The sequence below is a fragment of the Delftia sp. genome, from assembly GCF_059499305.1.
Genome location: NZ_JCABYI010000009.1, coordinates 317,863 through 330,254, shown reverse-complemented (window position 1 = coordinate 330,254; position 12,392 = coordinate 317,863). Strand labels below are relative to the sequence as shown.

The window sequence follows — 12,392 nt, the reverse complement described above, 5'->3', positions numbered from 1 at the left end:
TGACCATCTACTTTTCGAGCGGCCTGCGCGACAGGCCAGGCCGCTGCATTGCCTGGAGTCCGCCCATGTTCAAGACCGTACTCATTGCCAACCGTGGAGAAATCGCGGTACGCATCGCCCGCACCCTCAAGAAGATGGGCGTGCGCTCGGTGGCCATCTATTCGGACGCCGACCGCGACAGCCTGCACGTGGCAGCGGCCGACGTGGCCGTGCCCTTGAACAGCGATGGCGGCAGCAGCCCGGCGGAAACCTACCTGCGCGGCGACCGCATCCTGGAGATCGCCAGAGAAACGGGGGCCGAGGCGGTGATCCCCGGCTATGGCTTCCTGTCCGAGAACACCGAGTTCGCCGAGCAGTGTGCGGCAGCGGGCATCGTCTTCGTTGGCCCGACACCGGACCAGGTGCGGCGCTTCGGCCTGAAGCACACCTCGCGCGAGATCGCCGAGGCGGCGGGCGTGCCGCTCACACCAGGCACCGGCCTGCTGCAAAGTCTGGAGGACGCCAAGTCAGCTGCACAGCACATCGGCTATCCGGTGATGCTCAAGAGCACGGCGGGCGGCGGCGGCATCGGCCTCTCGCGCTGCGACAACGAGGCCGAGCTGATCGCGGCCTACGATTCGGTGCAGCGCCTCGGCCAGAACTTCTTCAAGGACAGCGGTGTGTTCATCGAGCGCTTCATCGCCGATGCGCGCCATGTCGAAGTACAGATTTTCGGCAACGGCCAAGGCCGTGTCGTGGCGTTGGGAGAGCGCGATTGCTCGCTACAGCGGCGCAACCAGAAGGTGGTCGAGGAAACCCCGGCACCGCACCTGCCGCCAGCCACGCGCAAGGCGCTGCTGGCCGCTGCCGTGAAGCTGGGCGAGGCCGTGGGCTACGTCTCGGCCGGCACGGTGGAATTCATCTACGACGGCGCGCGCGATGCCTTCTACTTCCTGGAGGTGAACACCCGGCTGCAGGTCGAGCATCCGATCACCGAGGAGGTGACGGGGCTGGACCTGGTGGAGTGGATGGTTCGCATCGCCGCTGGTGAGCCGCCATCCTTCGACGACCTGCCTGAACCCAAGGGTGCCGCCATGGAAGTGCGCGTCTATGCCGAGAATCCCGTGCGTGGCTTTCAGCCCGCGCCCGGTGTGCTGACCGACGTGCAGTTTCCCGAAGGCGTGCGTGTGGACACCTGGGTGCAGACCGGCACCGAGGTGTCGGCGAACTACGACCCGATGATCGCCAAGGTCATCGCCTACGGCGCTGACCGAGAGGAAGCGCGCCACAAGCTGCTGATGGCCCTTGAGTTGACGCGCCTGCACGGCAGCGCCACCAACCTGGACTACCTGCGCAGCATTTTGCAGAGCCAGGAGTTCGTCACCGGCACTGTGTCCACGCGATTGCTGGACCGCTACGAATACGTCTCGCCCGTGGTCGAGGTGCTGGAATCTGGCACCTACACCACGGTCCAGGACTACCCGGGACGCACCGGCTACTGGGACATCGGCGTGCCGCCGTCCGGGCCGATGGACGACTATGCCTTCCGCCTGGCCAACCGCATCGTCGGCAACCACGAAAGCGCGGCCGGACTGGAATGCACGCTCCAGGGTCCGACGCTCAAGTTCCACGGCAACGCGGTGATTGCACTCACCGGTGCGCCAGCCCTCGCGACGCTCGACAACGGCGACCCGCTGCCCTGGTGGAAGCCCATCGCCGTCCGCGCAAACCAAGTGCTTCGCATCGGCAAGGCCACCAGCGGGTGCCGCAGCTACGTGGCCATCCGGCGCGGCATCGACGTGCCCGACTACCTGGGCAGCAAATCCACCTTCGTGCTCGGCCAGTTCGGCGGCCACGCAGGACGAACGCTGCGCGTGGGCGACGTGCTGCCCGTCAGCCGGCCCGACCTGGCCGCCTGCAGCACGCCAGCCCCCGCCTATGTGCCGGCGACGCCTCCCCATGAACTGGTGCCAGCCTATGGCAAGCACTGGGACATCGCTGTGCTCTACGGCCCGCATGGCGCGCCGGACTTCTTCACAGAAGACAGCATGGCGGCCTTCTTCGCCACCGACTATCAGGTTCACTACAACTCCAACCGGCTGGGTGTGCGCCTGATCGGGCCGAAACCTGAATGGACACGCAGCGACGGCGGTGAGGCGGGACTGCACCCGTCGAACGTGCATGACTGCGTGTACGCCATCGGCAGCATCAACTTCACGGGCGACACGCCGGTGATCCTGACCTGCGACGGTCCGAGCCTGGGTGGCTTCGTCTGCGCAGCGACCATCGTCAAAGCGGAACTGTGGAAAGTGGGACAGGTGAAGCCGGGCGACACGATTCGCTTCCGGCGCATAGGCTTCGAGGAGGCACTGGCGCTGGAGAAGGCGCAGGACGAGGCCATTCGCCTGCTGCGCCCGCAGACCGAGCGACCCGCTCAGAGCCTGTCCACTGCACTGGCCACGGCTTCGCAATGCGTCTTGGCCGAATTGCCCGCCGAGGGCAGCCGCCCCGCCGTGGCCTATCGCCAGGCTGGCGACAAGTACATCCTGTTGGAATACGGCCCGAACGTGCTGGACTTGCGTCTGCGGCTGCGTATCCACCTGTTGATGGAGGCGCTCAAGGCCGCCAGGGTCGACGGCGTGCAGGAACTCTCGCCGGGCGTGCGTTCGGTACAGATCCACTACGACAGCCGGGTGATCGCGCAGTCCGAACTGATCGGCAAGCTGATCGCGCTGGAAAAACAGCTTCCAGACGTGGAAGGCATCAAGGTGCCCAGCCGCATCGTGCACCTGCCCATGGCCTTCGAGGACTCGGCCACCCTGGGCGCAGTGCAACGCTATCGTGAAACGGTGAAATCCGAAGCACCCTGGCTGCCCAACAACGTGGACTTCATTCAGCGCATCAACGGACTTGGCAGTCGCGAGGATGTGCGCAAGACGGTGTTCGACGCCAGCTACATGGTCATGGGACTGGGGGATGTGTACCTGGGCGCCCCCTGCGCGGTGCCACTGGACCCGCGTCACCGGCTGCTGACCTCCAAGTACAACCCCGCGCGCACCTACACGGCCGAGGGCACGGTGGGCATCGGTGGCGTGTACATGTGCATCTACGGCATGGACTCGCCCGGCGGCTACCAGCTCGTCGGCCGGACCGTGCCGATCTGGAACAGATTTCTCAGCAATGGCCAGTTCGGCGCTGACCCCTGGCTTCTGCGCTTCTTCGACCGGGTGCGCTTCTACCCGGTCAGCGAGGCTGAGCTGGACAAGTTCCGTGTGGACTTCCGCGCGGGGCGGGCACAGACACGCGTAGAAGATGCAGTGTTTGACTTGGCTGAGTACGAAAGAGAACTTGCGCAGAACGCGCAGGAGATCAACACCTTCAGGGAGAAGCAGCATAAGGCCTACGCAAACGAGGTGGCACTCTGGGAAAGCGACGTAAAAGCCGATGCGAGCGAAAGCGCGGCTGAGTCTGTCGCCGGCCCTATGGATGCCAACACAGTCACTGCCGACATGTCCGGCAATGTTTGGAAGTTTCTCGTCGAAGTAGGCCAAGAGGTCGAAGCCGGGCAACCACTTTTGGTGTTGGAAGCGATGAAGATGGAGTTCCAAGTGGTAGCCAGCCAAGCCGGCAAGATTACTGCCGTGCATTGCAAAGCTGGAAAGGCTGTAGCTGCGGGAGATGCGTTGATGGTGCTGGAAGCGCCGCAAACGGCCGGCTCCTGAAGTACTGCGCGGCATGCAAGGCAGGGCAGCATCAGGCAATTGCGCAAGGTTTGCGGGGCCATCGCCTGTTGAGCGAGGCAACTGCCTGGCAAGCTGTTGTGAGTTCCCTGCAAAACTGTCTTGCCACCCGTCCTGCTCCTGCATTGCGCAAGATGGTTGCTGTCAGTCCGATATCGCCGCCATAATCGCGGGCTATGCACACCCTTCGCACATCGTCATTCTGGAAGCGCCTCGCCCTGGCGTGGTTCCTGCTGACGCTGGGTGTTGCAGGGGCTTCGCCCTTCGTCAACCCCAAGACCATGGAGTTCATCTGCTCCAGCGGCGGAGCCATCACCATGGTGGTTCTTGACGACGAGGGCCAGGCCCAGGCGCCAGGTCAGCACACGCTCGATTGCTCGATGTGCCTGGCCCCTGCATTGCCTCTGCCTCCCGTCAGCCTGACGGTGGCACAACCCCATCCTCTGGCGGCAGCCCTGCATCCGTTTGCAGCGGCCCATATCGCAGCCCTGGTCGGCGCGCCGCTTCCGCCCCGCGGGCCTCCCGCACAGGCCTGATTCCCTCGCATCGATAGCGCGGCTGCCTTGGCCGCGACACCATGGCAAGGCCTTGCGCCACGCCAGTTGCGAGGTCATTTCCTGGCCTGCCCCAAGCCCCCATTGCGCCCGCCTGTGACCAGGCCGGCGGTGCGGCGCACGGGCAATGGCCTGCCCTGGATCGTCCAACAATGATTTGCGCAGTTCAGACGGACTGCGTGCACACCCATGCCTGCCCAACGCTTCACCTGCATTCCGGCCGTTTTCCACAGGTCCTCCATCGCCTCGGCCCTTCTCACACTGGCTGCCGGCGCGCATGCCCAGGAGCCTCAGATGGCCCCCGTCACCGTCAATGCCCGCCCCGTGGTGGAAGAGATGGAGCTGGATGCGTTTTCCTCCAACTCGGCCGTGATCACCCAGGACCAATTGCGCGACCAGAACGCGGTGGACCTGGCCTCGGCCCTGCGCCGCACGCCCGGTGTCCAGATCTCGCGCTACAACCCCGTGGGTGCCTTTGGCGGCGATCAGGGCGGCGCCGTCTATATCCGCGGCATGGGTGTGAGCCGACCCGGCAGCGAGATCAAGACCTATGTGGACGGCGTGCCGTTCTACATGGGACTGTGGAGCCATCCCCTGCTGGACCTGCTGCCCGTCAACGGCATGCAGTCCATCACGGTCTACAAGAGCCCGCAGCCCCAGGTCAATGGCAACAACTTCGCCTCCATCGACTTGCTCACGCGCCGCGCCACCGAGGACGGCGTGCACGGGGATGCCAGGATCTCGGCGGGCTCCTACGGCACCCTCACCGAACAGGCCAGTCTGCTGGGCAGAAGCGGCAACCTGGATTGGAGCCTGGCCCAGGGCTTTGCGCGCTCGGACGGCCACCGCGCCAATGCGGATGGCCGGCTCAGCAACCTCATGGGGCGCATTGGCTACAGGCTGGATGCGAACTGGTCGGTGGCGGCCAGCTTCCTGCAGGTGGACAACAAGGCCAGGGACCCTGGCGACGCACGGCTTGCCGCTGCAGCGCTGGCCCCCCAGTACAACACCAAGGCGAGCATGTTCAGCAGCTCCGTGTCCCACGTGCATGGTGACTGGCGGGGCGAGCTCAAGCTGTACAGCAACCATGGCCGGGGCGACTGGCTGGACCAGCCCGCGCCGGACGGCGACAGCATCAACAAATTCCGCATGAGCGGCCTGCGCTGGAAGGAACAGTTCTCGCCCTGGAAGGGGGCCACCGTCACTGCCGGCCTGGACCATGACCGCATTTCGGGCGATGCCGCTTTCAACCGCGTCGCACCAGCGCCCCAGGGATTTTTCCAGGCGCCCACCTTCAGGATCACCTCTCCCTATGCGGGACTCAGCCAGGAGATCCCGCTGTCGGCGACATGGAGCCTGGTGCCCTCTGCCGGCCTGCGCATGTACGACCACAGCCAGTTCAGCTCCAAGGCGGCCCCCCATGCGGGCCTGTCGCTGGCCTCGGAGCAGTTCACCGTCTACGCCAACCTGTCGCGCGGCATCAACTACCCCGGACTGGAGACACCGCTGCTGGCATCGCTGATTCCGGCCCTGGGCTCCACGTGGCAGCAGCTGTCCGCCGAGGAGATGGACCACGCCGAACTGGGCTTCAAGTGGACGCTGTCGCAGGCCACACAGCTTGACGCCAGCATCTTCCACGACAAGGTCAAGAACCGCTATGTCTTCGGCTTTCCGCCCAATGTCCCGCCCCCGCCGCAGTTCATCAACCTGGGCGGCTACACCATGCGCGGCATGGAGCTGTCGCTGCGCCAGGCGCTGGGCGGCGGCTGGTCGGGCTTTGCCGGCCTGACGCTGCTGGACCCCAGCATGGACAACCTGCCCTACAGCCCGCGCCGCGCGCTGACGCTGGGCGTCAATGGCAAGGCCGGCCCGGTGCGGGTCGCCTTCGATGCGCAGTACCAGTCGGCAGTCTGGGCGCTGAGCCGCGCGCGGGGCGCCGATGCCGCCAACACCGAGCGCGTGGCCGGCTTTGCCGTGGCCAACCTGCGAGTGGCCTATCCGGTGCCTGCCCTGGGCAGCAAGGGAGAGGTTTTCCTGGCCGTGGAGAACCTGTTCGACCGCAACTACGCCTATCGCCCCGGCTACCCCATGCCCGGCCGCTCGGCACAGATCGGCGTGGCGGCCAGCTTCTGATCCCCCGCCCGCACAGCCCGCACAAGGAGCACGCATGAGACATCTTTCTTTGAGCAGCATCGCCCTGTCGATGGCCCTGGTCCTGGGCCTGCCCGCCATGGCGGCGGCCTCGGGCGCGACGCCCCGCGCCACGGCCGGATCGGCTGATGCGGCGACCATCCGCAGCGTCATGATGGCCACCTGGGACAAGCCCGAGGCCAGGCTGGAGGTAGCGCCCATTTCCATCGAAGGCGGCCATGCGGTCGCCGGATGGATACAAGGCGATCGCGGTGGCCGGGCCCTGCTGCGGCGCGACGCGCAGGGCCAATGGCTGGTGGCCGTCTGTGGCGGCGATGGACTCAAGGACCCCAAGATGCTGGCAATGGCTGGCCTGTCTGCATCGGCCGCGCGCAGCCTGGCCAGCAAGGTCGTGCAGGCCGAGTCCGCCATGCCCGCCCCGCGCCGCGCCCTGCTGTCCCTGTTCGACGGCATGGTCCATATGGACGCGCAGGGCCAGCATCCCCCATCCGCACATCCGGCCCATTGAGCCTATCGCCTCCTCCACACCATCCACCGTCTGCCTCACGTGATGTCTGTCTCCCTCTCCTTCTCGCGCAGCCCCCTGGTCCTGTCCATCACCCTGGCACTGGCCTCGGCGGCCCATGCCCAGGGCCTGGCCGCCCCCCAACCGTTGAGCCAGGACGACTCCGCCCTGACGCTGGGCACCATCAGCATCACCTCCAAGGCCTCCGGCCCGCTGTCCACACGCAGCGTGTTCAGCTCCGTGGACATCGTGGGCGCGGACATCCTCGAGAACGAGCATGTGGACTACAGCTGGGAGCTGCTGTCCAAGGCGCCCGGCGTGCAGGTCACGCAGTTCAAGCAGGGCACGGATGCCGGGCGCTTCTCCTTCCGGGGCTTCAACGGCGAAGGCCGCATCAATGCGGTCAAGCTGCTGATCGATGGCATCCCCAGCAATGACAACGCCGGGGGCATGCCCTTTCTGGACGCTGTCTTCCCGCTGGACATCGAGGCCATCGAGATCGTGCGCGGCACCAATGACGCGCGCTACGGCCTCAACAACATCGCCGGCAATGCCAACGTGATCACCCGCACGGGCGGCAACGAGGGCCGTGCCAGCGTGACCGTGGGCAGCTTCGGCACCAAGGAGTTGCAGGTGTCCAAGGGCATCGAGAGCGGCAACTGGAGCCAGAACTATTTCCTGGCCTGGCGCGATTCGGACGGCTACCGGGACCATGCCGATGCCCGCAAGCTGTCCCTGTCCGGCAAATGGTTCTACACCTCGGACGATGGCCGCTGGCGCACCGGCGTGATCGCGCGCTACTACCGCAACAAGGCGCTGGAGTCGGGCTACCTCAGCTACGAAGAAGCCATCAAGGCGCCGCGCAGCTCCCCGGCATATGCGGCGGCCGACCGTGGCGAGCGGGAAACCGGCCAGCTCAGCGCCCACCTGGATGGCGAACTGACGCCCGAGCTGTCGCTGTCTGCCAAGGTCTACGCCAACCAGTACGAGAACCAGCGCTGGGTGCGCTTCTCGGCAGCGGGATCGCAGCAGGAGCGCTACAACGACGAGCAGCAGCAAGGCGCCATCACCACCCTGACCTGGCGCCCCAAGGTGGCCTGGGCGCATGAATTCACGCTCGAAGGCGGTCTGGACGCCCAGCGGCAAAGCAACCTGGGCCAGCGCTACCGCACCACGGAGCGCGTGCGGACCTCGCCGTTCCGCGACTGGGACTTCGACCTCCATACGCAGGGCGCCTACGTGCAGGCCGTGATCCGCCCCATCGAAGCCCTGCGGATCATCCCGGCGCTGCGCATTGACGACGTGGATGGCCACTTCATCGACCGCCTGGCCGGCACGCGCGCGCCCGTGCATGACTACGGCCTGATCAAGCAGCCCAAGATCAGCATCGCCTACACCCTGAGCCAGCAGGCCAGCGTCTACGCGAACTGGGGCCGGACCTTCCAGATCGGCTCGGGCATCGACGCCTACCGCACGCAGGATCGCAACCTCAGGCCCTCCATCAATGATGGCTGGGAAGCGGGCGTCAAGTTCTCTCCCCTGCCCTGGCTCAACGGCCGCGTGGCCTACTGGGAGCAGCGCGCCTCGGGCGAGGTGGCCCGGGTGCTGGGCGTGGACGGCCTGCCCGACCCCGGCGGCCTGGGCAACGTGGGCAAGACGCTGCGCAAGGGCTACGACATACAGCTCAACATGAAGCCCCATGCCCGCACCACCGCCTGGATCGCCTACTCCCATCAGGTGGCGCGCATCACCGCGCCCGACCCCAGCGCTCCCGCCACCCTGGGCAAGGAAATCGAGAACGTGCCGCACTACCTGGTCTCGGCCGGCGTGGACTGGCAGGCCACGGACCGGCTGAAGCTGTCGGCCTGGGGCAATGCCCAGGGTGACTACTACCTGGAGCGCACCAATACCCAGGGCCGCGCAGGCAAGTTCGCCGTGCTGAACCTGGGTGCCAGCTACCGCCTCTCGGACACCATGGACCTGGGCCTGCAGGTCAAGAACGTCACCAACCGCAAGTACGTCTACGCCTGGTATGACAGCGGCTCCTCGGGCTACTCGCCCGCCGACGGGCGCGGCGTCTATGCCAGCATGAACCTGCGCTTCTGATGGACACCTTCCAGCCGTCCACCGCACCAGTCACGCACCAGGCACGCACCCGACACACACGACATTTTTGCCAACGAAGGAGAAACCCATGAAACGCCACGTCCGTTTGCTTGCCCTCGCCGCCGCCATGATCAGCGGATTCGCCAATGCCCAGGTCAGCGTCAGTGATGCCTGGGTGCGCGCCACCGTGCCGCAGCAAAAAGCCACCGGCGCCTTCCTGAAACTGCAGGCCGCCCAGGACAGCAAGCTCGTCGCAGCGACTTCGCCCCTGACGCCGGTCGTCGAAGTCCATGAGATGGCCATGCAGGACAACGTGATGAAGATGCGCCAGGTGCCGTCCATCGCCCTGCCGGCAGGCAAGACCGTGGAGCTCAAGCCCGGCGGCTACCACGTGATGCTGCTGGACCTCAAGCAGCAGGTACAGGAAGGCCAGACCGTGCCCCTGACCCTCATCATCGAAGGCAAGGACGGCAAGCGTGAATCCGTTCAGGTGCAGGCGCCCGTGCGCCCGCTGGCCACCAAGGCGGCGCCCTCGGGCCACGATCACAAGCACTGACACAGGGCCCATGCGCTGCAGCAGCCTCCGCATCAAGCGCCTGGTGGCCTTCGGGCCACCCGCCTGGCCGTGGGCGTTGCCGGGCGCACGACAGCGGCGCGACCAGGGCCGGCGCTTTGCCGCCTGGATGGCTGCGGCGCTGCTGTTCGCCTTTGTGCACCCTGCCCTGGCGATGGTGCTGGCATCGGGCCAGGGCAGTGGCGACCCGCTGGCGCGGCTGGCCATGGAAGTCTGCACGCCCCTGGGCCTGCAGCAGGCGCAACCGGCATCTGCTGCGGGGGAGCCTGAAGCCAAGGAGCAGACCACGGCAGCCGGCCAGGCGCATTGCCCGCTGTGCCGGGTCGTGGGCGATGCCCCTCCTGATGTGTCCCGCGCTGACCTGCGCTTTGCCGCGCCGCCGCCTCCCACCCCGCTGCCGCCCCAGGCCCTGCGCCCGCGGGACACCGTGCTGCGCGTGGTGCTGAGCACTCCCCCCAGGGCGCCTCCCCTTTCCTGACGCCCGAAAGGGCCGCACGGGCGGCATGCCGTCGCCCATTCCCGAATTCCTCTCCCATGCCAAGCCGCGACCCGTGTCGCAGCCTGCAGGGTTACCCACGCCTGCGCGCCGCCATGGCCCCAGCGCAGGCACCAAGAAACCGTTTCCCCATGCGTACCACTTACTTTGACAACTCCCGCTTTCCCCTCGCCCTGATCGCCACCGCGCTGCCGCTGCTGCTGGCCGCCTGCGGTGGCGGCGGAGGCGGTGACAACGGCCAGCCCACCACGCCCACCACGCCCACCACGCCCACAGGCCCCCAGCCCGTGGCCATCGAGTTCGCCGCCAAGGCCGGCAACCTGCCCGCCAAATGCGGCACGCCCATCGCCGGCATGGGAACCAGCCAAGCCACGGTGGACCTGCATGACCTGCGCTTTTACGTCAGCGGCGTCTCGCTGATCAATGACAAGGGCGAGGCCGTGGCCGTCACCCTGGACGTCAACGACTGGCAGACCAAGGAAGTGACGCTGATCGACCTGGAGGACGGCACCGGCGCATGCGCCGACGCAGGCACGCAGGCGCAGAACACGCAGGTCAGGGGCACGGTGCCCGCAGGCACGTACAAGGGCATCAGGATGACCGTGGGCGTGCCCTCCTCGGTCAACCACACCGACTATGCCGTCGCGCCCAAGCCGCTCGATGTGCAGGCCCTGGCCTGGTCGTGGCAGGCCGGCCGCAAGTTCGCCCAGATCGAGGTCAACCCCGTGGGCGGCGTGGCCCGCCCCGCGCCGGCCGCCCCCGGCAAGACCTTCTACGTCCACCTGGGCTCCACCGGCTGCACGGGCAACCCCGTGACCGGCGAGACGGTCAGCTGCGCGCGTGCGGACCGCATGGATTTCGGGTTCGGCGATTTCAATGCCGGCACCCAGAAGGTGGTGCTGGACATTGCGCAGCTGCTGCAGGGCTCGAACGTCAAGGAAGACCTGGGCGGCGCCGCCGGCTGCATGTCCGGGGCCACCGATCCGGAATGCGTGCCCATCTTCAGCGCGCTCAAGATCGATCTGACCACGGGCCGCTCCATCAATGAAGGCAGCGGCCAGACCGTGTTCCGTACCGAGGCCAAGTAATGCACAAGCCCCATTCGCTTCGGCGGGTGGCGGCATGGACCGCCGCCCTGTGCGGCCTTGCCGGGGCCATCGCCCTGGCGGGCTGCGGGGGCGGCGACACCGCCGTCCACGATGACTCCGGCAGCAGCACGGGCTGGTCCTGGGCGCTGCCCTCCTTTTTCCCCACCCCCAAGGTGCCCGACACCAATCCCATGACGGCAGAGAAGGCCGCGCTCGGCCGCTTTCTGTTCTATGACAGGCGCCTGTCGGGCAATGGCACGCAGGCCTGCGCGAGCTGCCACATACAGTCCAAGGCCTTCACCGATGGCCTGACGACATCACTGGGCTCCACGGGGCACGCACATCCGCGCAACGCCCAGAGCCTGGCCAACGTGGTCTACAACGCCACGCTGACCTGGGCCAACCCCTCGCTGGTCACGCTTGAAAAGCAGATGGAGACGCCGCTGTTCGGCACGGACCCGGTGGAGATGGGCGTCAACGACAACAACAAGGAGGAAATCCTCGCGCGGCTGGCTGCCGACACCGGCTACGGCCCGCGCTTCGCCAAGGCCTACCCGGGCCAGGCAGCGCCCATCACCTGGGGCAATGTGATCCACGCCATCTCGGCGTTCCAGCGCACCATTCTTTCGGGCAACAGCAAATATGACCAGTACCTCAAGGGCAGCACGGCACTGAGCCCGGCCGAGCAGCGCGGCATGAACCTGTTCTTCGGCGAAAAGGCCGAATGCTTCCACTGCCACAGCAGCTTCAACTTCAACGACCAGATCGTGCACGCGGGCAGCCGCATCGTCGAGACCCCGTTCCACAACACGGGCCTCTACAACATCGGCGGCACCGGCGCCTTCCCCGAGCCCAACCGGGGCGTCTACGAACTGACCCAGCTCTTCAAGGACATGGGCAAGTTCCGCGCGCCCAGCCTGCGCAATGTGGAGGTCACCGGCCCCTACATGCATGACGGCAGCATCGCGACGCTGGAGGAAGTGCTGCAGTTCTATGCGGCCGGTGGCCGCAACATCACCTCCGGCCCGCATGCCGGCGACGGGCGCGCCAACCCCAACAAGAACGACTTCATCAACCAGATCGCCCTGACGGCCGACGACCGCGCCGACCTGCTGGCCTTTCTCAAAACCCTCACGGACCATGAGCTGCTCACCAACCCCAGGCTGGCCGATCCCTTTGCACAGCAGGCAGGCCAATAG

Annotated in this window: 9 protein-coding genes; all 9 read left to right on the top strand. The window is 66.6% G+C overall.

All coding sequences use genetic code 11. The features are described 5' to 3' along the window. The first annotated feature begins 65 nt into the window (after positions 1 to 65). The 9 genes from uca to AC5I49_RS07850 all read left to right on the top strand — a co-directional run bounded on the left by uca (position 66) and on the right by AC5I49_RS07850 (position 12,392). A complete protein-coding gene (gene uca, locus AC5I49_RS07890) occupies positions 66 to 3,701 on the top strand; it encodes an urea carboxylase (protein WP_495789137.1) in 3,636 nt (1,211 codons plus the stop codon). A gap of 194 nt (positions 3,702 to 3,895) precedes the next feature. Next, complete coding sequence (locus tag AC5I49_RS07885; RefSeq protein WP_047327173.1) at positions 3,896 to 4,255, top strand: hypothetical protein; 360 nt, start codon at positions 3,896 to 3,898, stop codon at positions 4,253 to 4,255. 312 nt (positions 4,256 to 4,567) lie between these two features. Further along, positions 4,568 to 6,406 carry a TonB-dependent receptor gene (locus AC5I49_RS07880; RefSeq protein ID WP_047327275.1) on the top strand — a complete coding sequence of 613 codons (1,839 nt, stop codon included), beginning with the start codon at positions 4,568 to 4,570 and terminating at the stop codon, positions 6,404 to 6,406. A 34-nt stretch (positions 6,407 to 6,440) separates the two neighbouring features. Next, the gene (locus AC5I49_RS07875) at positions 6,441 to 6,932 is read left to right on the top strand and encodes a copper uptake system-associated protein (protein ID WP_126312321.1); all 492 of its coding nucleotides are present in this window, start codon (positions 6,441 to 6,443) and stop codon (positions 6,930 to 6,932) included. Positions 6,933 to 6,974: 42 nt separating this feature from the next. Then, the gene (locus tag AC5I49_RS07870) at positions 6,975 to 9,035 is read left to right on the top strand and encodes a TonB-dependent receptor (protein ID WP_495789136.1); all 2,061 of its coding nucleotides are present in this window, start codon (positions 6,975 to 6,977) and stop codon (positions 9,033 to 9,035) included. 88 nt (positions 9,036 to 9,123) lie between these two features. After that, positions 9,124 to 9,591: a copper chaperone PCu(A)C gene (locus AC5I49_RS07865; protein ID WP_013803107.1), complete on the top strand. Its 468-nt coding sequence runs from the start codon at positions 9,124 to 9,126 to the stop codon at positions 9,589 to 9,591. Between the two features lie 10 nt (positions 9,592 to 9,601). Further along, entirely contained in the window at positions 9,602 to 10,087 is a 486-nt protein-coding gene (locus AC5I49_RS07860) for a DUF2946 family protein (protein ID WP_495789135.1), read from the top strand. Positions 10,088 to 10,236: 149 nt separating this feature from the next. Then, entirely contained in the window at positions 10,237 to 11,193 is a 957-nt protein-coding gene (locus AC5I49_RS07855; RefSeq protein ID WP_203399609.1) for an MbnP family copper-binding protein, read from the top strand. Next, entirely contained in the window at positions 11,193 to 12,392 is a 1,200-nt protein-coding gene (locus AC5I49_RS07850) for a methanobactin export MATE transporter MbnM (RefSeq protein WP_252652497.1), read from the top strand. Before AC5I49_RS07855 ends, AC5I49_RS07850 begins: the two co-directional genes overlap by 1 nt.